The organism is Streptomyces sp. NPDC047971, assembly GCF_040653355.1.
GTDB lineage: Bacteria > Actinomycetota > Actinomycetes > Streptomycetales > Streptomycetaceae > Streptomyces.
Genome location: NZ_JBEZNW010000028.1, coordinates 41,176 through 61,388 on the forward strand (window position 1 = coordinate 41,176; position 20,213 = coordinate 61,388).

16 protein-coding genes are annotated in these 20,213 nt (G+C 71.8%); 5 read left to right on the plus strand and 11 right to left on the minus strand.

All coding sequences use genetic code 11. The features are described 5' to 3' along the window. The first annotated feature begins 317 nt into the window (after nucleotides 1-317). Nucleotides 318-1,691, plus strand: coding sequence for an FAD-dependent oxidoreductase (locus AB0D99_RS24535; RefSeq protein WP_362366053.1), 1,374 nt, complete (start codon nucleotides 318-320; stop codon nucleotides 1,689-1,691). A 166-nt stretch (nucleotides 1,692-1,857) separates the two neighbouring features. Here AB0D99_RS24535 and AB0D99_RS24540 read toward each other — a convergent pair whose 3' ends face one another. The 3 genes from AB0D99_RS24540 to AB0D99_RS24550 all read right to left on the minus strand — a co-directional run bounded on the left by AB0D99_RS24540 (nucleotide 1,858) and on the right by AB0D99_RS24550 (nucleotide 5,870). Next, nucleotides 1,858-2,460, minus strand: coding sequence for a response regulator transcription factor (locus AB0D99_RS24540; protein WP_362366204.1), 603 nt, complete (start codon nucleotides 2,458-2,460; stop codon nucleotides 1,858-1,860). 50 nt (nucleotides 2,461-2,510) lie between these two features. After that, nucleotides 2,511-3,698, minus strand: a complete 1,188-nt coding sequence (locus AB0D99_RS24545; RefSeq protein ID WP_362366056.1) for a histidine kinase — start codon at nucleotides 3,696-3,698, stop codon at nucleotides 2,511-2,513. Nucleotides 3,699-3,761: 63 nt separating this feature from the next. Continuing rightward, entirely contained in the window at nucleotides 3,762-5,870 is a 2,109-nt protein-coding gene (locus AB0D99_RS24550) for an MMPL family transporter (protein ID WP_362366059.1), read from the minus strand. A gap of 284 nt (nucleotides 5,871-6,154) precedes the next feature. Between AB0D99_RS24550 and AB0D99_RS24555 the strand changes: the two genes are divergently transcribed. Together AB0D99_RS24555 and AB0D99_RS24560 are read left to right on the plus strand one after the other, a co-directional pair. Beyond that, nucleotides 6,155-7,885, plus strand: coding sequence for a LuxR C-terminal-related transcriptional regulator (locus AB0D99_RS24555; protein ID WP_362366062.1), 1,731 nt, complete (start codon nucleotides 6,155-6,157; stop codon nucleotides 7,883-7,885). Nucleotides 7,886-8,100: 215 nt separating this feature from the next. Then, nucleotides 8,101-9,483, plus strand: coding sequence for an FAD-binding oxidoreductase (locus tag AB0D99_RS24560; protein WP_362366065.1), 1,383 nt, complete (start codon nucleotides 8,101-8,103; stop codon nucleotides 9,481-9,483). A 16-nt stretch (nucleotides 9,484-9,499) separates the two neighbouring features. Here AB0D99_RS24560 and AB0D99_RS24565 read toward each other — a convergent pair whose 3' ends face one another. Together AB0D99_RS24565 and leuA are read right to left on the minus strand one after the other, a co-directional pair. Then, nucleotides 9,500-10,192, minus strand: a complete 693-nt coding sequence (locus tag AB0D99_RS24565) for a TerB family tellurite resistance protein (protein ID WP_362366068.1) — start codon at nucleotides 10,190-10,192, stop codon at nucleotides 9,500-9,502. Nucleotides 10,193-10,413: 221 nt separating this feature from the next. Further along, nucleotides 10,414-12,171 carry a 2-isopropylmalate synthase gene (leuA, locus tag AB0D99_RS24570; protein WP_362366071.1) on the minus strand — a complete coding sequence of 586 codons (1,758 nt, stop codon included), beginning with the start codon at nucleotides 12,169-12,171 and terminating at the stop codon, nucleotides 10,414-10,416. 325 nt (nucleotides 12,172-12,496) lie between these two features. Here leuA and AB0D99_RS24575 point away from each other — a divergent pair, with 325 nt between their 5' ends. Together AB0D99_RS24575 and AB0D99_RS24580 are read left to right on the plus strand one after the other, a co-directional pair. Then, the gene (locus AB0D99_RS24575) at nucleotides 12,497-13,564 is read left to right on the plus strand and encodes a M4 family metallopeptidase (RefSeq protein WP_362366074.1); all 1,068 of its coding nucleotides are present in this window, start codon (nucleotides 12,497-12,499) and stop codon (nucleotides 13,562-13,564) included. 12 nt (nucleotides 13,565-13,576) lie between these two features. Then, entirely contained in the window at nucleotides 13,577-13,840 is a 264-nt protein-coding gene (locus AB0D99_RS24580; protein ID WP_362366077.1) for a protealysin inhibitor emfourin, read from the plus strand. Nucleotides 13,841-13,922: 82 nt separating this feature from the next. Here AB0D99_RS24580 and AB0D99_RS24585 read toward each other — a convergent pair whose 3' ends face one another. The 6 genes from AB0D99_RS24585 to AB0D99_RS24610 form a co-directional block, all read right to left on the minus strand. Continuing rightward, entirely contained in the window at nucleotides 13,923-15,026 is a 1,104-nt protein-coding gene (locus AB0D99_RS24585) for an endonuclease/exonuclease/phosphatase family protein (protein ID WP_362366080.1), read from the minus strand. A 224-nt stretch (nucleotides 15,027-15,250) separates the two neighbouring features. Then, on the minus strand, nucleotides 15,251-16,192 hold the full coding sequence (era, locus tag AB0D99_RS24590) for a GTPase Era (RefSeq protein WP_362366083.1): 942 nt from the start codon (nucleotides 16,190-16,192) through the stop codon (nucleotides 15,251-15,253). Between the two features lie 38 nt (nucleotides 16,193-16,230). Then, entirely contained in the window at nucleotides 16,231-17,181 is a 951-nt protein-coding gene (locus AB0D99_RS24595; RefSeq protein WP_362366086.1) for a DUF916 domain-containing protein, read from the minus strand. A 68-nt stretch (nucleotides 17,182-17,249) separates the two neighbouring features. Then, nucleotides 17,250-18,581 (minus strand): beta-xylosidase, encoded by a 1,332-nt coding sequence (locus AB0D99_RS24600; protein WP_362366089.1) that lies wholly within the window; start codon nucleotides 18,579-18,581, stop codon nucleotides 17,250-17,252. A 408-nt stretch (nucleotides 18,582-18,989) separates the two neighbouring features. Then, nucleotides 18,990-19,352, minus strand: a complete 363-nt coding sequence (locus AB0D99_RS24605; RefSeq protein ID WP_362366092.1) for a cytidine deaminase — start codon at nucleotides 19,350-19,352, stop codon at nucleotides 18,990-18,992. A 27-nt stretch (nucleotides 19,353-19,379) separates the two neighbouring features. Beyond that, on the minus strand, nucleotides 19,380-20,105 hold the full coding sequence (locus tag AB0D99_RS24610) for a hypothetical protein (RefSeq protein ID WP_362366095.1): 726 nt from the start codon (nucleotides 20,103-20,105) through the stop codon (nucleotides 19,380-19,382). Nucleotides 20,106-20,213 lie beyond the last annotated feature (108 nt).

Here is a 20,213-nt window from a genome sequence, read left to right on the forward strand (position 1 = left end):
GCGGGGGTCCGGGATGAGCGCGCCGTCTCGGCGGCGCGGTGCTGTAACAGGTACTCCATGGTCACAACCTAGTCGTGGACATTCCAACTGAGCTTGATATCAAGCCAGTTGAGAGGCCATGATCCGCTTGCGCCGCCCGGGAGCGCCCGCCGGTCGACCGTGACACCCTTCAGACCCCAGCCTGGCTTTGAGAAGTCATAAGTTCAGCTTATGGGGCCATAGACGGGGGGCGGGTACCGCTGTGCGTGAGGCGTTATTTAGGGTGACCTAAGTGGCGACGGCTATCGTCGCCGCGTCGCTTGCGAAGGGAACCTGACATGCCCCGCCCTCTCCGGGTCGCGATCGTCGGCGCCGGCCCCGCCGGGATCTATGCCGCTGACGCGCTGCTGAAGTCCGAGGCCGCCGCCGAGCCGGGCGTGTCCATCGACATCTTCGAGCGCATGCCGGCTCCCTTCGGCCTGATCCGCTACGGCGTCGCCCCCGACCACCCGCGCATCAAGGGCATCATCACCGCGCTCCACCAGGTCCTCGACAAGCCCCAGGTCCGCCTCTTCGGCAACGTCGACTACGGCACCGACGTGCACCTCGACGACCTGCGCGCCTTCTACGACGCCGTGGTCTTCTCGACCGGCGCCATGGCCGACCGCGAGCTGAAGATCCCCGGTGTCGAGCTGGACGGCACGTTCGGCGCCGCCGACTTCGCCTCCTGGTACGACGGTCACCCGGACGTCCCGCGCACCTGGGACCTGAAGGCCGAGAAGGTCGCCGTCCTCGGCGTGGGCAACGTGGCGCTCGACATCGCCCGCATCCTCGCCAAGACGGCGGACGAGCTGCTGCCGACCGAGATCCCGCCGAACGTCTACGACGGTCTGAAGGCCAACAAGGCCGTGGAGATCCACGTCTTCGGCCGCCGTGGCCCGGCCCAGGCCAAGTTCAGCCCCATGGAGCTGCGCGAGCTGGACCACTCCCCCACCATCGAGGTCATCGTCAACCCCGAGGACATCGACTACGACGACGGCTCGATCGCCGAGCGGCGCAAGAACAAGCAGACCGACATGGTCGCGAAGACCCTGGAGAACTGGGCGATCCGCGACATCGGCGAGCGCCCGCACAAGCTCTTCCTGCACTTCTTCGAGTCCCCGGTCGAGATCCTCGGCGAGGACGGCCGGGTCGTCGGCCTCCGCACCGAGCGGACCGAGCTGGACGGGACCGGCAATGTGAAGGGCACCGGCCAGACCACGGACTGGGACGTCCAGGCCGTCTACCGCGCCGTCGGCTACCTCTCCGACGAGCTGCCGAAGCTCCCCTGGGACACCGCCTCCGGCACCGTCCCGGACGAGGGCGGCCGCGTGATCGAGGAGGGCGGCGAGCACCTCGCCTCCACCTACGTCACCGGCTGGATCCGCCGCGGCCCGGTCGGTCTCATCGGCCACACGAAGGGCGACGCCAACGAGACGGTCGCGAACCTGCTCGACGACTTCGCCCACGGCCGGCTGCTCACCCCGGAGACCCCCGAGCCGGACGCCGTCGTGTCCTTCCTGGAGGGCAAGGGCCTCACGTACACGACGTGGGAGGGCTGGTACGCCCTCGACGCGGCGGAGAAGGCGCTGGGCGAGCCGCAGGGCCGTGAGCGCGTGAAGATCGTCGAGCGCGAGGACATGCTCCGCGCGAGCGGCGTCGAGCTTTCCTGACGCCTGCCACCTGACGCCTTGCACCTGGCACCTGGCACCTGGCACCTGGCACCTGGCACCTGGCACCGAAGCCCGACGGGCCGATGCCTGACGGGTTGACACCCGACGCCACGGCCTGGCTCCCCGGGCCCCCACCGGTCACCGACCGGCGGGGGCCCGGTCCGTTTCAGCGCCCCGGCGCGACCAGGCCCGACTCGTACGCCGCGATGACCAGCTGGGCCCTGTCCCGCGCCCCGAGCTTGCCCATGATCCTGCTGACATGGGTCTTCGCCGTGAGGGGCGAGAGCCCCAGCGCCTCCGCGATCTCCGTGTTGTTCAGCCCCCTGGCCACCAGCGCGAGCACCTGTCGTTCACGGTCCGACAGTCCTTCCGGCCCTCCCGTCACCGGCGTGTCCGGGGTCGCGAGGACCCTGGCTATCAGCCGGGCCGTCGGCCCCGGGGACAGCAGGGCCTCCCCCGCGGCGACCGTGCGGATCGCCGCCAGGAGCTCGGCGGGCCGGATGTCCTTGACCACGAAGCCCGAGGCACCCGCCCGCAGCGCCTCCAGGATGTGTTCGTCCGTGTCGTACGTCGTCAGGACCAGCACCTTCACCCCGGCCAGGTCCTCGTCCGCGGCGATCAGCCGCGTCGCCCCGATCCCGTCGAGCTCGGGCATCCGGACGTCCATCACCACCAGGTCCGCCCGCGCCGACCGGGCCAGCTCCACCGCCTCCCTGCCGTTCGCCGCCTGGCCCACGACCTCCATGTCGGACGCCGAGTCGACGAGCATCGCGAACGACGCCCGGACGAGCGTCTGATCGTCCGCGAGCAGCACCCGGATCACGCTGTCACCCCCCTCGCCGCGAGCGGCAGCGCCGCCGCGACCTCGAAACCCCCTCCCGCACGCGGGCCCGCGCTCAGTGTCCCTCCCACGCTCCTCGCCCGCTCCCGCATCCCGAGGATCCCGTAACCGGAGCCGCCCGGGCCGCCCGGGCCGGCCGGGCCGCCGGCTCGCTCCGCATCGATCCCCCCTCCCGCCACGGCGCCGTCATCGGTCACCCGCACCGTCAGCACCGCGTCCGCCAGGCCGACATCGACCCGCACCTGCGCGCTCCCGCCCCCGTGCCGTACGGCGTTGGTCAGCGACTCCTGCACGATCCGGTACGCCGCCGCCCCCACCGCCGCAGGAACCTTCGCCTCCCCCGTCCGGATCGTCAGGTCCGCGCCCGAGGACCGCACGAGATCGGGCAGCGAGGCGAGATCCGGCAGCGGGCCCTCCGGAGCCGCCCGCAGCACGTCCAGGGTGGTCCGCACCTCGGAGCGGGCCTCCCGGCACGTCTCGGCTATCCCGTCGAGCGCCCGGGCGAGCGCCTCCCGGTCCAGCCGGTCCGGGTCGGCGACCAGGACGTGCGCGGCGACCGACGTCTGCACGCCGATGAGGGTGATCGAGTGCGCGAGGAGGTCGTGCAGGTCCCGGGCTATGCGCAGCCGCTCCTCGGCGACCTTCCGCTCCGCCTCGCGCTCCGCCCGCTCGACCACGCTCGCGACCAGCTGCCGGTAGAGCCGGATGCTCGCGCCGAACACCAGCATCGCGATCACCCAGCCGGAGACCCGCAACAACTCCACGATCTCGTGCGGGTTGACGAAGATCTGCATGGTCAGCGTGATGGACGTGACCGACAGCCCCACGATCAGGGTCCGCTGCGGACGGCCGGTGGCCGCGACCGTGTACAGCGCGGTCATCGACGCGGGTATCGGCGCCAGATGCATGTAGTCGAGCGCGTGGTACGGAGCGACGCAGGCGACCACGGCCAGCAGCACCGGCATCGGTGCCCTGCGCCGCCAGGCCAGGGGGACGTGCGCGGCGAGCAGCAGCGCCCAGCCGAGCAGGTCCGGCCGGCGGCCGTCGTCGACGGTGAGCGCGATCACCGAGGCGACGACCGCGAAGAGCGCGGCGGCCGTCGCGTCGCGCCGCACCGGGTGCGGCGCCGCCTGCGGGTCACGAGTGAAGGCCGCTGCGAAGTCCATGACGTTCATCCTCCCCGCGGGCGGGGCCTCCTGACAGTCCGGGAGGCCCCTCACCCGCCCCGATCACACCCGTACGGGAATCTGCCCGGACCCCGAGCCGTCCGGTGACGAACCGCCCTCCGGCGAACCGCCCTTCGGCGAACCGGTCGACGAACCGCCGTTCGAGGCCGGCTTCCTGGCCAGCGGTCCCGGCCACCACACCTTCCGGCCGAGCAGCACGCTCGCGCTCGTGACGAGGTACGTACGGACCAGGAAGGTGTCGAGCAGGACGCCGACCGCGATCACGAAGCCCAGCTCCGCCAGTTGCACCATCGGCATGTTGACGAGGACCGCGAAGGTGGCGGCGAGGACGAGCCCCGCCGAGGCGATCACGCCGCCCGTCGTGCGCAGCGCCGTCAGGGCCGCGGCGCCCGGCTCCGCTCCGTTCAGGCACTCCTCGCGCATCCGGTGCATCAGGAAGATGCCGTAGTCGACGCCCAGGGCGACGAGGAACACGAAGGAGAGCAGTGCCAGACCCGGGTCGGTCCCCTCGAAGCCGAAGAGGGGCCCGAAGACCAGTCCGCCGATGCCGAGGGCCGTGCCCCAGACGGCGACCACGGCGGCGACCAGGATCAGCGGTGCGACGAGGCCGCGCAGCAGCACGATCAGGACGAGCAGGACGACCACGATGACGAGCGGGACGACGATGTTCCGGTCACCGGCGTTGGTGTCGGTCATGTCGAGTTGCTCGGCGCTGGGCCCGCCGACGTACACGCCCTCGCCGAACGCGGTCCGCAGCTCCTTGATCGTCGTGGTCTCGGCCGTGGACTGCGGCGGGTCGGAGGCGATGACGGAGATCTCGGTCCAGCCGGCGCCGCTGCGACCGCGTTCGGCCGTCGCGACGCCCTCGGTGGCCAGCGCGGTGCGCAGGACCTCGGGGACCGAGGCGGTCGGGGCGACGACGGTGATGGGCTGGGTTCCCATCTCCGGGTACGCGACGGCGAGCGTCTTCATCGCGGCGACCGCCTCCGGCGTGGAGGTGAAGGTGTCCTCCTGCTTGAGGGCCCCGGGCAGGTTCAGCGCACCGAGCGCGAGTGCGGCAAGGGCGGCGCCGCCCGCGACGAGGACGGCGAGCGGACGGCGGCCCGCGGAGGAGCCCATCGCCGCGAAGAGGGAACGGCGTGCGGCCTTCGGCTTGCTGCCGTACGCCGGGATCAGCGGCCAGAACACCCGCCGGCCGAGGACGACGAGCAGCGCGGGCAGCAGCGTCATCATCGCGACGAGGGCGCAGAGCACCCCGACGGCGGCCGTGGGGCCCATGCCCCGGCTGCTGTTCATGTCGGCGGCGAGCAGGCAGAGCATCCCGAGGGCGACGGTCCCGGAGGAGGCGAGGACGGCGGGGCCGCAGCCGCGCAGGGCGGTGACCATGGCGTCGTACGGACGCGGGGTGCGGCGCAGTTCCTCGCGGTAGCGGGAGACGAGGAGGAGGGCGTAGTCGGTGCCCGCGCCGAAGACGAGGATCGTCATCACTCCGGTGCTCTGGCCCGAGACGCTGATGTCGAAGCCCTGGTGGAGGAGGTAGGTGACGGCCATGGAGAGGTAGTCGGCGACTCCGGCGACGACCAGGGGGACGAGCCAGAGGAAGGGGCTGCGGTAGATGATGATCAGCAGGACGGCCACGACGGCGACGGTCGTGTAGAGCAGCGGGCCGTCGAGCGAGTTGTAGACCTCGCCCGCGTCGGTGGCCAGCGCGCCGGGCCCGCCGACCTCGCCGCTCACCGTCTCGCGGATGTCCCGGACGAGGACGTCCCTGGCCTTTTCGTCCGTACCGGGCTCGGTGCTGGACACGGCGTACAAGAGGGTGGTGCCGTCCTCGGAGGGGACGGGCCGCGGGGGCGAGGTGAGCGGATGCTCGGCGGCGACCTGCGCCACCTCCCGGGCGGCGGTGGCCTTGTCGGCGGCGGTCAGTCCTCCGTCGCGGTGGTAGACGAGCACGAGGTCGGTCGAGTCCCCGCCGGGCATCTGCTCGGTGATCTTCGCGACCTGGGTCGAGTCGGCGCTCGCGGGCAGGTAGTCGACGGCGCGGTCGCGCTGTACGTCGCCGAGCTTTCCGGCGAGGGGTGCGGCGAGGGCGATCAGGATCACCCACAGGGCCAGCACCCCCCAGCCGATGGTCCTCTTACGGCCCTCCATGGCGGGGGCTCCCTCCGTCGGTGCGGTCATCGGGTCCGACCGGGCCGGGTCGGTCACGGCCCCGGTCGGACCGGGTCTGTCGGTCGGATCCCAGACTCCCGCCGTCCGAACGCGGATTCGTCGCACCGCAGGCCGAGTTGAGGGGTACTGCCCGGGGCGGTGCGGGGTCCCGGTTACTCCCGCGGGAGTACGGGGGCGGCGGGCGCCTCCGCGCTCCCGTGCCGTTCGCGCCACGCGCTCATACCCTGGAAGGACCGGCAGGGCCGGAAGGGAAGTGAGCGGCGATGGCCGTCCCCGTCGAAGAGGCCCGCGTCGCCGAGCGGGCTCGGGACGCGGCGGCCCGGGAGTCGTGGGCCGAGGCGTACGTCCTGCTGCGCGAGGCCGATCTGCACCCCTCCGTCGCGCTGGGCCCGGATGACCTGGATCTCCTCGCGGACGCCGCCTGGTGGGCGGGGCACGTCGACGAGTCGGTCGCGGCCCGGCTGCGGGCCCACGCCGGGTACGTGGCGGCGGGCGACCACCGCGGGGCGGGGCAGGTGGCGTGGTGGCTGCACTTCGAGTACCGCTGCCTGGGGCGACCCGCGGCGGCCGCGGGCTGGCTGCACCGGTCCCGGCACCATCTGGAGGACGTACCGGACTGTCCCGAGCAGTGCTTCCTCGCCTGGACGGACGCCGAGGAGGCCCAGGAGCACCATGATCCGGAGGCGGCGCTCGCCGCGGCGCGCCGCATGGAGGACCTCGCCCGCGACTCGGGCAGCCTGGATCTCATCGCCCTGAGCCGGCAGGCCCACGCGGCGGTGCTGCTGGCGAACGGCCGCCGGGACGAGGGCCTGGCCCTCCTCGACGACGCGATGTGTTCGGTCACGGCGGGCGAGCTGAGCGGGATGTTCACCGGCTGGCTCTTCTGCCTGGCGCTGACGCAGTGCATGGAGGCGGCGGACTTCGGCCGCGCGGTGGAGTGGACGGACGCGGCGATGGTCTGGTGCGAGGCCCCCTGGTCGCGGCACGTGCGCCCACAAGGCCCCGACACGGAGACCTCCGCGCCCCCGGCCCCCGAGCCGGCCGCGGGCTCACAGACGGCCCCCGACAACCCCTTCCGCGGACTGTGCCGGATCCATCACGTCGGGGTGCTCGATCTGCTCGGCGCCTGGACGCTCGCCGAGGCCGAGGCCGAGCGGGTCTGTTCCGAGGTGGCGGTGGACAGCCTGGACGTCGCCGCCGGGGCGTACTACGCGGCCGGGGAGATCCGGCGCCGCCAGGGGCGGCTCGACGCCGCCGCCGTCTCGTACGGGCACGCCCATGAGCTCGGCCGGATCCCGCAGCCGGGTCTGGCCCTGCTGCGGCTCGCCCAGGGCAAGGCCGACGCCGCCGTGACGGGCCTGAAGCTGGCCCTGGCCTGCCAGAGCGACCCCACCCACGATCTCCTCGGCAAGGCCCGGCTGCTGTCGGCGCAGGCGGAGGTCGCGCTGGCCGTCGGGGACCCGGACACCGCCGCGGAGGCCGTCGCGGAGCTGGCCGCGCTCGCCGCCGAGGCCCCCCTCCTGAGCGCCATGGCCGACACCGCCTCCGGCGCCCTCGCACTGGCCCGGAACGAGCCCGCGCTGCGGCCGCTGCGCCGCGCGCTGGCGGGCTGGCTGGCGCTGCGCGTGCCGTACGAGGCGGCACAGGTACGGATGCTGCTCGCGGCCGCCGACCGGGCCGCGGGCGACGAGGAGGCGGCGCGGCTGGAGCTGGCCGCGGCGCGGACGGCGTTCGAGCGGCTCGGCGCGCTGCCCGACGCGCGGCGCGCGGCGGCGCTGCTGTCGGGCCACCGTCCGCTGCCCGGCGGTCTGACCGGACGGGAGGCGGAGGTGCTGCGCCTGGTCGCGGAGGGCGGCACCAACAGGGACATCGCCCAGACCCTGGTGATCAGCGAGCACACGGTCGCCCGGCACCTGAACAACATCTTCGCCAAGCTGGGCGTGACCTCTCGCACCGCCGCCACGGCCTACGCCTACTCGCACCGCCTGGCATAGGCCGCTCCGCCGCCTCCCGCATGGGCCCGCCGCCTCCCCGCACCGGCCGGCCACCCACCCCGCAGGGGCCACCGCCTCCCCGCACCGGCCGACCGCCCACCCCCGCACGGCCCGTCGCCACCCGGCATGGGCCGTTCCGCCCATGCCGGGCCGCCGCCCCGATGTGGGTGGTTCGGGCGATGCCCGGGTCCCCACCCGCGGCCTAGAACGGGTTCATGAACACCACGACACTCAGCACGGAACTCTCGCTCGACACCCTGCGCGGCGCCGTCCGCGGCGATGTCGTCGTTCCCGGCGACCCGTCGTACGACGAGGCCCGCCGTGTCTACAACGCCATCCACGACCGCCACCCGGCCGTCGTGGTCCGCGCCGTGGACGCCGGTGACGTGATCGCCGGTGTCCTCTTCGCCCGCGACAACGGGCTGCCGCTCGCGGTCCGCGGCGGCAGTCACTCCGTCGCCGGGTACGGCACCGTCGACGACGGTCTCGTCGTCGACCTGTCCCGGCTGCGCTCGGTCCGCGTCGATCCCGCGACCCGTACCGCCCGCGCGGAGGGCGGCTGCACCTGGGGCGACTTCAACCACGCCACGCACGCCTTCGGCCTGGCCACGACCGGCGGGGTCGTCTCCACCACCGGCATCGCCGGACTCACCCTGGGCGGCGGGATGGGCAATCTGTCCCGACGCTACGGCCTGAGCTGCGACAACCTCGTCCAGGCCGATGTCGTCACCGCCGAGGGAACCCTCGTCACCTGCGACGCCGAGCACCATCCGGACCTGTTCTGGGCGCTGCGCGGCGGCGGAGGCAACTTCGGCGTGGTCACCTCGCTCGTCTACCGCCTGCACCCGGTCTCCGACGTCCTGGGCGGTGTCGCCTGCTTCCCGCTCGACGCGGAGGTGGCCCGGCGCTGGCGGGACATGATCACCGACGCCCCCGAGGAGCTCAACACGATCTTCGTCATGATGCTGGGCCCGGACATGCCGTTCCTGCCGGAGCGCTGGCACGGCCGTCCGATCTGTGGTCTGGTGACCTGCTTCAGCGGCCCCGCGAGCGAGGACGAGAAGGTGCTCGCCCTCCTCGACGAGCTGGGCCCCGTCGTCGGCAGGTTCGTGCAGCGGATGCCGTATCCGATGGTCAACACGCTCTTCGACGAGGAGCTGCCGCCGGGGCTCTACCACTACTGGAAGGGGAACTTCAGCCGCGACCTCGGCGACGGTGCCATCGATGTGCACATGCGCTACGGGGAGACGCTTCCCTCGATGGAGAGCGACACGGCCCTCTTCCCGATCGACGGCGCCTGCCACCGCGTCGGTCCGGAGGACACCGCGTTCGCCTACCGCGACGCCTCCTTCTCGGCCGCGTTCGGCACGACGCACACGGACCCCGCCGACAACGAGGCGAACATCGCCTGGACCAGGGAGTACGACCGGGAGCTGCGCCCGCACACGGAGGAGGCCGGCTACATCAACTTCATGGACACCGACGACCAGGACCGGGTGCGCGCGAACTACCGGCAGAACTACGACCGTCTGCGGGCGGTGAAGCGCCGCTACGACCCCGGCAACCTGTTCCGCCTGAACCACAACATCGCGCCGTGAGCGCGCGCGCCCGTCCCTAGAGCAGCGTCCTCGCGGTGGCGAGCAGCCGGGCGGTGTCGTCGGCGCAGAGCGCCAGCGCGTTGCCGACGGTGTTGAGCACGTCCCGCTCCGCCGTGCTGTACGCGCCGTCCGCGAGGGCGATCCTGGCTCCCTGGAGCAGGATCGACTCGCGGCCGGAGGTGGCGAGGTGCGGGGCGAGCGGCTCCAGGGCCTCGTGGAGCTCGATGGCCAGGGCGGCGCCCCCGCTGCCCTCGTCGGGCAGGAAGCGGCCGGTGTCGGCCGCCAGCGCCTCGACGAGGTCGGTGAGCTGGACGGCGGTGCACTCGTCGAATCCTGCGGCCCGGACCGCCCCGACGGCGGTGTCCACGGCCGTACGGGAGGAGGTTCCGCCGGCCGCGAGGACGGCGAGGGCCACGGTGTGGACGGCGTCCCGCAGCATCGCGGAGAAGCGGCTGGTCGTCGGGTGGTCGAGGACCTCGGTTCCGAAGTGGGTGTGGCAGGCGGCGCATTCGACGACCGGCCCGGCGTGGCCGCGGGGCAGGACGGGGACACCGAGGACGGCGAAGCGCCGACGTCCGGTCCGCCGCCGGTAGTTGCGGTCGCCGCCGCACTCCTCGCAGAAGAACTCGCCGTCTCCTACGGTGTTCCAAGAAGTGCGAATGCCGCAGATGCCCACTTTACGACTACGTGACTCCCGGGCAGACCGCATCCCGCACCTCCCTTAACGAACCGGCAACATTGCCGACGTGGGCGTGATGTTAACCACATCCGTGATGCGGCGTCAGCACCTCGTCCACAGAACGCCACGGACATGGCCGAGACACGACACCCGCCAGGAGACGCGGAAGGGGGCTCGCCCGATCGGGCGAGCCCCCTCGCGGCGCCACTCCTCAAGTCGACCTGAAAGGGTGACGGGACGAGCGCGGCGGGTCAGCGCGCGGAGCGGTTCACGGCCGAGATGACGGCCTTCAGGGAGGCGCGGGTGGTGTTGGCGTCGATGCCGATGCCCCACAGGACCTTGCCGTCGATCGCGCACTCGATGTACGAGGCGGCCTGCGCGGAGGCGCCCTCGCTCATGGTGTGCTCCTGGTAGTCCAGCAGGCGGGCGTCCACGCCGATCGCCTGCAGGGCGGCGAAGAAGGCCGAGATCGGACCGTTTCCGGAGCCGCTCAGGACGGTGTCGACGCCGTCCACGACCGCCTCGACGGTCAGCGTGTCCGTGCCGTCCGTGTCGGAGGTGGTCTGGCCGGAACGCAGCTGGATGCGGCCCCAGGCGTTGTCCGGGTTCGGCAGGTACTCGTCCTGGAAGACGGACCAGATCGCGGCCGGGGTGACCTCGCCGCCCTCGCTGTCCGTCATCTGCTGGATGATCTTCGAGAACTCGATCTGCATCCGGCGGGGCAGGTCCAGCTTGTGGTCGTTCTTCAGGACGTACGCGATACCGCCCTTGCCGGACTGCGAGTTGACCCGGATCACGGCCTCGTAGGAACGGCCGACGTCCTTCGGGTCGATGGGCAGGTACGGCACCGCCCACTCGATCTCGTCCACGGTCTTGCCGGCGGCGGCCGCGTCGGCCTCCATGGCGTCGAAGCCCTTCTTGATGGCGTCCTGGTGGGAGCCGGAGAAGGCGGTGTAGACCAGGTCGCCCGCGTAGGGGTGGCGCGGGTGGACCTCCATCTGGTTGCAGTACTCCGAGGTGCGACGGATCTCGTCGATCTGGGAGAAGTCGATCTGCGGGTCGACGCCCTGCGAGAACAGGTTCATGCCCAGCGTCACCAGGTCGACGTTGCCGGTCCGCTCGCCCTGCCCGAACAGACAGCCCTCGATGCGGTCGGCACCGGCCATGATGGCCAGCTCGGCCGCCGCCACGGCCGTACCGCGGTCGTTGTGCGGGTGGACGGACAGGCAGACGTACTCGCGGCGGGTCAGGTGGCGGGACATCCACTCGAACCGGTCCGCGTGCGTGGACGGCGTCGAACGCTCCACGGTGGCGGGCAGGTTCAGGATGATCTCGCGGCCCTCCTCGGGCTGCCAGACGTCGCAGACCGCCTCGCAGACCTCCAGGGCGAAGTCCAGCTCGGTGTCGGTGAAGATCTCCGGGCTGTACTGGTAGCCGAAGACCGTGTCGTCGCCCAGCAGCTTGTCGGCGTACTCCATGACCAGCCGCGTGCCGTCGACGGCGATCTGCTTGATGTCCTCCTTCGAGCCGCGGAAGACGACCCGGCGGAAGGTGGGCGCGGTGGCGTTGTACAGGTGCACGGTGGCGCGCTTGGCGCCGACCAGGGACTCCACGGTCCGCTCGATCAGGTCCTCGCGGGCCTGGGTCAGCACGGAGATGGTGACGTCGTCCGGGATCGCGCCCTCTTCGATGATGGAGCGCACGAAGTTGAAGTCGGTCTCGCCGGAGGACGGGAAGCCGACCTCGATCTCCTTGTAGCCCATGCGCACCAGCAGGTCGAACATCTCGCGCTTGCGGGCGGGGCTCATCGGGTCGATCAGGGCCTGGTTGCCGTCGCGCAGGTCGGTCGACAGCCAGCGGGGGGCCTTGGTGATGCGTCGCTCGGGCCAGGTGCGGTCGGGGATCTCGACGGCCTCGTACCGGCCGTACTTGTGGATCGGCATCCCGGACGGCTTCTGCATCTGGGTGGCGTTGGTGATGGGCGTGGGGCGGCCGACAGGCTGGGACATCGCGTGGGGCTCCTCGGGTCCGGGAGTGGGGGTCCCCCCTGCTCGAACGAATCCGAGAGCTCGGGGGAGGCCGACGTCGACGCAACACCAGGTCCCGCGGGGAGGGGGTCGGCCTACGACTACAGGCCCTCGCCGCGGCAGCTAAGGAGAAGCAGCCCGAAACGCATGATGTGCCGCAGCCTAGCTCAGGTCCGCCGACGGCGGACCTCCGTTTCAGTATGCGGGACGACCGGGCCGTCAATACGAAAGGGTGACGAATCACTCCATTTCGCGGATCATGGTCGCCCCTAGTGACAGTCGCGTGACCCAGTGCCACATTGCAGGCATGACCTCCCACGCGTACGTACCCACCCATCCGGTCTTCTGCACGATCGTGCCGCCCCACCTGCTGGAGCACCTCGCGGCCTCCGCCGACCCCGCCGTGGCGGCGGTCGCCCGGCGCACGCTGGTCGCCGACGCGATGAACCGGACCAGCCGCGCCCACTCGCTGCCGGGCACGGCGACGTCCGTGGCACCCGCGGAGCCGGCCCGCCCCCGGCGCACGGTGTACGACGCCCGGGGCGGCACGGAGCTGCCCGGGGTCGAGGTCCGCGGCGAGGGTCAGGAGGCCACCGGGGACGCCACGGTGAACCGCGCGTACGCCGGTCTCGGCGCCACCTTCGACCTCTTCCTCAAGGCGTTCGAGCGGGACTCGATCGACGGCGCCGGGCTGCCGCTCCTCGCGACGGTCCACTACGACCGGAACTACGGCAACGCGTTCTGGAACGGCGAGCAGATGGTGTTCGGCGACGGCGACGACGAGATCTTCCTCGACTTCACCCTTCCGGTGGACGTGATCGGCCACGAACTGGCTCACGGCTTCACGCAGTACACCGCGAACCTGGAGTACTTCAGCCAGTCGGGCGCGCTCAACGAGTCCGTATCGGACGTCTTCGGCTCCCTGGTGAAGCAGTACACGCTGGGTCAGAGCGCGCAGGAGGCCGACTGGCTGATCGGCGAGGGCCTCTTCCACCCGAACGTGGAGGGGACGGCGCTGCGCTCGATGAAGGCCCCGGGCACGGCGTACGACGACGACGTCCTCGGCAAGGACCCGCAGCCGGGCCACATGGACGACTACGTCCGCACGAGCCGGGACAACGGCGGGGTGCACATCAACTCGGGCATCCCGAACCACGCGTTCTACCTCGCGGCGACCGAGCTGGGCGGCAGGGCGTGGGAGCGGGCCGGGCAGATCTGGTACGACGTGATGACGGGCGGGACGCTCACCCCCGAGACCCGGTTCACCGAGTTCGCGGCCGCCACGGTGGCGGCGGCCAAGGCGCGGTACGGGGACGGGGAGGAGATCCAGGCCGTGCTGAAGGCGTGGACGGCCGTCGGCGTACCGACGGACTGATAGACCTGCGGCATGCGTATTCGAGTGCGGCGCACGGGCGGCTTCGCGGGCATCGAGCGGTCGGCCGAGGTGGACACCTCCGGCCGGCCGGACGCCGAGGGGTGGCACACCCTGGCCGCCACCGTCGTCCGGGAGGGCGACGGCGACGTCCGGGGGGTGCCGGACGGTTTCTCGTACGAGATCACGGTCGACGGCGCGACGATCCGCTGCGGCGACCCGCGTCTGACGGAGTCGCAACGGGCGCTGATCACCCGGGTGCTGAAGGAGGGGGCGTAGGGTCCGCCCGGTCCGGCGGGCCCTCGGCCCCGCGGGCGGGAGACCCCTCGCGTCTCGCGCCCGCGGGCCGGTGCCCGATGGATCAGCCCCGGCGGCCGGTGGCCACCCGGAAGGTGCTGAGCACCGCCTTGTGGTCGGTCGGCCAGGTCCAGGTCGGCTCCCAGAACGGGTCCTTCCCGCTCTCCTCGATCCGCTCGTTGCGCACGATGGTGGTCGACGGTCCGACGATCACGCTGTCGAGCAGGCGCAGACGCCGGTCCGGGTGGTAGAAGACGAAGTCGATGCGGTCCCGTTCGTCCGCCTTCGGCGCCCACGTCAGCTCGCCGGTCTCGGCACCCGGGTTGTCGCTGGGCCAGGTGAAGCCCGGCGTGCGCACGGGGTCGGGGTGGATCTCGCGGTAGCTGTCCCGGAAGCCGGCGTCCTCGATGGCCTTGGTCGTCGACCACTCGACGACCGTGCCGTGGTGATCGAACAGGTTGCGCGTGCGGCGGGTCCAGTCACGGTGCGAGGGCTCGTTGAAGTCCCCGGCCAGCATGACGAGGCGCCCGCGGCGCCGCTCCTGCTCGGCGTCCTCCAGCATCGTCCGCGTCACGGCGGTGCGGCCGGACGCCTCGTTGAGCCGCATGATCAGGTCGACGTCGGTGATCGGGCCGGTCGGGATCTCGTCCCAGCCGTACTCCGAGGTCTCCAGGGGCGCCGGGGTGCCACCGCCGTAGCCGCGCGGGAGGTAGTTGACGTAGTAGCGGTACTCCAGGTGCCCGGAGTAGGCGGCGACCAGGGTTCCGTCGACGTCGATCACCGCCTTCGACCAGGAGCGGAAGGACGTGTGCTCGACGATCGGGTAGCGCGAGATCACCGCGGGGTCGGTGGGGTTGCGGTTGTCGTGGAAGGTCAGGCCGCGGTCGGCGAGGTCGGAGAGCAGGTTGGCCACGCGCTCCGGATTCGACTCGCTGAGCATGACCACGTCCGGCTCGACCGCGGCGATGGTGTCGGCTATGCCCGCACGGCCACCCTCGACCCTGCTGCCACCGAGCCAGATGTTGAACTGCAGGACCTTGAGCGTGCGGTGCGAGGACCGGTGGAGGTCCCCGCCGCCCGGGGACGCGGCCCGCGCGGTCCCCGCGCCCAGCACCCCCGCCCCGACCGTCGCACCGACCATCCCGAGCAGCTCACGACGCCTGACCATGCACGACCTCCACGAATCAACGAACGAACGCGCCCGCGCACCGCCGTGACACGGACGGCACGAAGCCTGGACGCCCACTCCGAACGACGGGTGAATGTGGGGGAAAGTCTGCGCATCGATCACGCAGTCACACAAGAGAGAACAACAAACAACAACACGCGGGGGCCCGGGAAAAGCAGAACGCCGTTCCCGGAGGAACGGCGTCATCCGCGGCGCGACAGGCCCTAGAAACCCAGCTTCCGCAGCTGCTTCGGGTCGCGCTGCCAGTCCTTGGCGACCTTCACGTGCAGGTCGAGGAAGACCGGGGTCCCCAGCAGCGCCTCGATGTGCTTGCGAGACTTCATCCCGACCTCCTTCAGGCGGCTGCCCTTCGGGCCGATGATGATCCCCTTCTGGCTGGGGCGCTCGATGTAGACGTTCGCGTGGATGTCGAGCAGCGGCTTGTCCGCCGGGCGGTCCTCACGCGGGATCATCTCCTCGACGACGACCGCGATCGAGTGCGGCAGCTCGTCCCGCACGCCTTCGAGCGCGGCCTCGCGGATCAGCTCCGCGACCATCACCTGCTCCGGCTCGTCCGTGAGGTCGCCCTCCGGGTAGAGCGGCGGGGACTCCGGCAGAAGCGGGATCAGCAGGTCGGCGACCAGCTGGACCTGCTTGTCGCCGACCGCCGACACCGGGACGATCTCCCGCCACTCGAAGCCCAGTTCCTTGCCGAGCTGGTCGACGGCGATGAGCTGCTCGGCGAGCGTCTTGGAGTCGACGAGGTCGGTCTTGGTGATGATCGCGACCTTCGGCGTCTTCTTGATCCCCGCGAGCTCCTTGGCGATGAAGCGGTCACCGGGGCCGAGCTTCTGGTCGGCGGGCAGGCAGAAGCCGATCACGTCGACCTCGGCCCACGTCGTCCGCACGACGTCGTTGAGGCGCTCGCCCAGGAGGGTGCGCGGCTTGTGGAGACCGGGGGTGTCCACCAGGATCAGCTGGGCGTCCGGGCGGTGCACGATGCCGCGGACCGTGTGCCGGGTGGTCTGCGGCCGGTTGGAGGTGATCGCCACCTTCTGGCCGACCAGAGCGTTCGTGAGGGTGGACTTGCCCGCGTTGGGGCGGCCGACGAAGCAGGCGAAGCCGGCCCGGTGGACGGCTTCGGATTCTTGGTTACGAGCGCTCATGGGGGCCATTCTCCCCGATGCGGGACGTCGTCACGTACTCAGTGCCCGCCGGGAAGCCTGCGGCGCCGGACGCGCAGTCCGATCAGCGCCACCGCTCCCCCAGCGATCACCACGACTGCGGCGAGCCAGGGCACGGCGAGGAAGGAGGCCCGCCCGGACTCCCGGACGTCCTTCGCGGTGGCCGTGAGCGTCACCTCACCCCAGTCGAACTGCGGCGATCCCGTCCAGCGCTCGGTCAGCCGGATCTTCTGCCGGGGCAGCAGCTCGGAGGGGAGCTTCGCCAGATCCCGGGCGAGCAGGGTGCGGCCGAAGACCCCCTCGGCGCGCAGGGCGACCCTGGGGTCGAGGGTCACGTTTCCGCGGTTGTGCAGGGTGTACGAGATGACGGCCGTGCTCTCGCCCGCGCCGGGGACGAGCGGCCGGGACTGGTCGAGGGCGACGTCCTCGACGGCGAGGGCCGGGACGGTGGGGCCGTTGACCCGGAGGTAGACCCTGGCGCCGACGGCGCGCTGCACGCCGACCGCGACGGAACCCTCGCCGGACGCCTCCACCCGCTCGTCGAGGGCGACGACGGCGCCGGGGTGGTCCCCGGGCTCGGCGTCCTCGGGGACGGCGAGGGTGTAGGGCACGGTGACGGAGGAGCGGGGCGGGACGGTCACGCGGGTCCGTTCGGGGGTGATCCAGGCGCCGGCACCGGTCTGCTTCTCCCGGCTCGTGCGGACGGCGAAGCCGCCGTCGCGCTCGGTGTTGTAGGCGTCGGCCCCGTAGATGCGGAAGGTGAGCGGCGCGCCCGTCTTGTTGGTGACGGTGACCCGGTCGGTCAGGGTGGTGCCGGGATCGGCGGCGAGATAGAAGTACGGCCGGCTGCCGATTCGGGAGGCGGCCGGGTAGACCGCCCACTCGCCGTTCTCGGCGGCCTGGGCGGCGGGCGGCGCGCCGAGCAGCACGAGCGCCGCGGCGACGAGGAGGACGTAGAGCCTGGTGCGCACGGTGCGGAACCCCCCGGGGTCGGAGCGGGCCGACCGGGTGCGCGCCCGGCCCGCTGTCTGGCTGCGGATCAGCTGAGCGTGAGCGTCAGGACGCCCGCGTACGAACCGGGCGCGGTGAACGCCGGGACGTCGAGGGAGACCTTGGCGTCGACGGTGAACTCACCGCCGGTGACCGTGCCGTTCGGGGTCGAGGCGAGGGTCGCCCCGCCACTGCCGACCGGGCCCGCCGATCCGGGGACGCAGGTGCTGGGGCTGCCCGCCTTGGTGGTGCAGGCGGGGGTCCAGCTGAGCTTCCCGGCGCCGATGGAGCCGCCGGGTCCGGTGAAGTCGGTGACCTTGCCGGTCAGGGACCAGCCCGCGGGGCCGCCGCGGAAGTCCTTGACCGTCACCGTCTTCAGATCGCCGGTCGCCGCGCCGCCCTGTCCGAAGTCGACGGACGACAGCTGGACCGTGTCACCGGCCTGGGTCATCGACAGTTCGCCCGCCGTGACGGCCGCGGTGAGCTTCTGGCTGTTCGGCGGCGGGGGTGTGTCGTCGATGACGGTGTACGCGGCAGGTCCGGCGCCCTTCTCCGGGTCCCACGCCGTCCCCTCGTACGCCACGATCCCGGTGGTCGCCTTGTCATTGACCATCAGACGGGCGGTGAAGCCGCCCTGGCTGTCGGTCGTGACGGTCATCCGGTCCGCGGTCTCCGCCGCGCCCGAGCGGCCGACGACGGTGACCTCGGCGAGCGGGGTGAACTTGGCACCGGTCACGGTGACCCGGACGCCGGGTGCGCCGGAGGGCGTGCCGAGCGAGATGTTGCGCTCGTTGGCACCCGGCTGCGCGCTCGCCGTGATCGTCTCGGAGACGGGGGCGGGCGGGTTGGTGACCGTACAGGGGGTGTCCAGCTCCATGATGTAGCTGGTGTGGATGTTGTAGTCGCCGGGCGAGAGGGTGATCGCGCCGGGCGCGGTGACCGTGAACGTGCCGGTCATCGAGAACGGCGGGAACGCGCCCTTGCCGGGGACCGGGTCGTTCTTCTTGGGTCCGGTGACGGTGATCGCGCCGGACTGGGCGCCACCGAGGACGACCTTGCCGGTGGGCGTCATGATGTCGGCCGGCAGAGCCAGGTCGACCGGGTTGGACGCGGCGGGCTTGGTGACCTTGTAGGTGACCGTGACCGTGTCGCCGACCTTGGGGGTGGGCTTGTCCACGGTGATCTCGGCGGTCGTGGTGCCGTCGATGGGCGGGATGCCGGCGATCGGCGGCGGTACGCAGTGCGTCGGGAAGTCCACCGCCTGGGACGCGGCGGCCAGCGCGCCGGCCGGAGCGGCGAGCGCGCCGCCGGCGACCGCGAGCGCGGCGACGCCGAGGGCGGCGGTCCAGCGCCGTCTTCGGGTCGGGTTTCTCAGTGCCATGTGTGTGCCCCCTCCTGAGGGATGAGAGGGCGCCATTGACGGCCGCGCGTGAGGAGAAGTCAATGGAATCGAAATGCACCGACTGATGGCCCATCAGATGCTGTCAAGATCGACGTTTTGCCTGGTCAGACGCGTCCGCAACACAGGCACCGGCGCCGCCGGAGGCGACGCCGGTGAAAGGTGCGACAGAGGCCGCCGGAAGACGGACGGCCCCGGCGACCGCGAGGTGACCCCCTCGCGCGCGGGGGTGCGGACGCCGCGTGGAGGCGTGGATCCGCCAGCCCGTCGGACGGACCGCTGCCCTTGACGCGCAACGGACCCGCGAAGACGAGGGTCCGGCGACTCGTCACGAACACGCGAAGGGGGCCCGGCGCACCGCCGGACCCCCTCGGAGTCTCCCGCCGGACCTCAGCCGGCCGTGACCGCCGCGCGCAGCTGCCCGTCGGGGCCGGCGAGCAGCACCGGGGTCCCGGGGCCGCCGAGGTCCCGTACGGCCGCGCGGTCCTCGGCGGAGGCGGCGTCGGCGGTCGAGACGACGGCCGCGGCCTCCAGGGACTGGGCCCCGCTGGCCACGGCCATCGCGACCGCGGTCTGCAGGGCGCTCAGCTTGAGCGACTCCAGGGCCACGGTCCCTGCCACGTACGTGCGGCCGGTCTCGTCCCGTACCGCCGCGCCCTCGGGCACACCGTTGCGGGCGCGGGCGCTGCGCGCCAGCGTGATGATCTTGAGGTCCTCGGCGCCGAGATCGCCGTGGTCGGGGTTGAGTGTCATGCCCCGAGCATAGGTCGGGGCACCGACTCAGCTCTGCGCGCCCTTGACGAACTTGTCGGTGGCGAGCTTGGCGAGTCCGTCGAAGTCCTTCTCCGCGGTCGCCGGGTCGGTGAGGAGCAGGAACCGCATCACACCGGTGCCCTGGCGGACGACGATGAGGTTCGGCTTGACCTCCATGCCGGGGGCGACCTCCACCGACAGCTGGAAGGCGAGCGCCTCGTCGGCCCCCTGCGGGGCGGTGATCTTCTTCAGCGAGGTCTTCATCTTGGTGCCGTCGGCCTCGGAGGTGAAGCTGGGGCAGGCGTCCACGGCGCCGCTGAGCTTCTTGAGGTAGTCGGCGGCGCCGGCGCCGTCGAAGGTCACGACCTCCTGGGTGATCTCGGAGTCGTTGTTGCCCACGGCGAAGTCGGCGGTCGCGCCCTTCGTGGAGCCGGCGATGTCGCCGCCCAGCATGGGGGCGAGCGTGTCGCACTCGGGCTTGTCGATCTTGTAGACGGTCGACGAGTCCTCGTGCGTGGTGGTCTTCCAGCCCGACGGCAGGTCCTTCACCTCAAGGACGCCGGCCTTCATCTGAGCGGCCGTCAGGGGCGTGGCGGGCGCCTCGGAGGTGGGCGCCGCGGACGTGGTGGCGGCCGGCTTGTCGGCGCCCTTCTTCGCGCCGCCCTCGGCCTCGCCGCCACCGCAGGCGGCGGTGAGGGAGAGCGCGGAGACGGCGAGAGCCGCGGCGAGGCCGTGACGTATGCGAGTGCGCATGAGGAAGTGCCCCTTGGAGGTACGAGGGTGAACGGAAGGTCCGTCACCACAGCAAGATCGAATGGCGTGGAGAATATACGGAAGGTGTGAGGTTCCTGTGAACGGGCC

Bases quoted from the DNA above. Each gene is read 5' to 3' on its own strand.
- AB0D99_RS24540 (WP_362366204.1), bottom strand. From the start codon at position 2,460: ATGCTCGTCGACTCGGCGTCCGACATGGAGGTCGTGGGCCAGGCGGCG.
- AB0D99_RS24560 (WP_362366065.1), top strand. From the start codon at position 8,101: ATGAACACCACGACACTCAGCACGGAACTCTCGCTCGACACCCTGCGC.
- AB0D99_RS24585 (WP_362366080.1), bottom strand. From the start codon at position 15,026: ATGGTCAGGCGTCGTGAGCTGCTCGGGATGGTCGGTGCGACGGTCGGG.
- AB0D99_RS24610 (WP_362366095.1), bottom strand. From the start codon at position 20,105: ATGCGCACTCGCATACGTCACGGCCTCGCCGCGGCTCTCGCCGTCTCC.
- AB0D99_RS24545 (WP_362366056.1), bottom strand. From the start codon at position 3,698: ATGGACTTCGCAGCGGCCTTCACTCGTGACCCGCAGGCGGCGCCGCAC.
- AB0D99_RS24605 (WP_362366092.1), bottom strand. From the start codon at position 19,352: ATGACACTCAACCCCGACCACGGCGATCTCGGCGCCGAGGACCTCAAG.
- AB0D99_RS24600 (WP_362366089.1), bottom strand. From the start codon at position 18,581: ATGGCACTGAGAAACCCGACCCGAAGACGGCGCTGGACCGCCGCCCTC.
- leuA (WP_362366071.1), bottom strand. From the start codon at position 12,171: ATGTCCCAGCCTGTCGGCCGCCCCACGCCCATCACCAACGCCACCCAG.
- era (WP_362366083.1), bottom strand. From the start codon at position 16,192: ATGAGCGCTCGTAACCAAGAATCCGAAGCCGTCCACCGGGCCGGCTTC.
- AB0D99_RS24580 (WP_362366077.1), top strand. From the start codon at position 13,577: ATGCGTATTCGAGTGCGGCGCACGGGCGGCTTCGCGGGCATCGAGCGG.
- AB0D99_RS24565 (WP_362366068.1), bottom strand. From the start codon at position 10,192: ATGCGGTCTGCCCGGGAGTCACGTAGTCGTAAAGTGGGCATCTGCGGC.
- AB0D99_RS24550 (WP_362366059.1), bottom strand. From the start codon at position 5,870: ATGGAGGGCCGTAAGAGGACCATCGGCTGGGGGGTGCTGGCCCTGTGG.
- AB0D99_RS24575 (WP_362366074.1), top strand. From the start codon at position 12,497: ATGACCTCCCACGCGTACGTACCCACCCATCCGGTCTTCTGCACGATC.
- AB0D99_RS24535 (WP_362366053.1), top strand. From the start codon at position 318: ATGCCCCGCCCTCTCCGGGTCGCGATCGTCGGCGCCGGCCCCGCCGGG.
- AB0D99_RS24555 (WP_362366062.1), top strand. From the start codon at position 6,155: ATGGCCGTCCCCGTCGAAGAGGCCCGCGTCGCCGAGCGGGCTCGGGAC.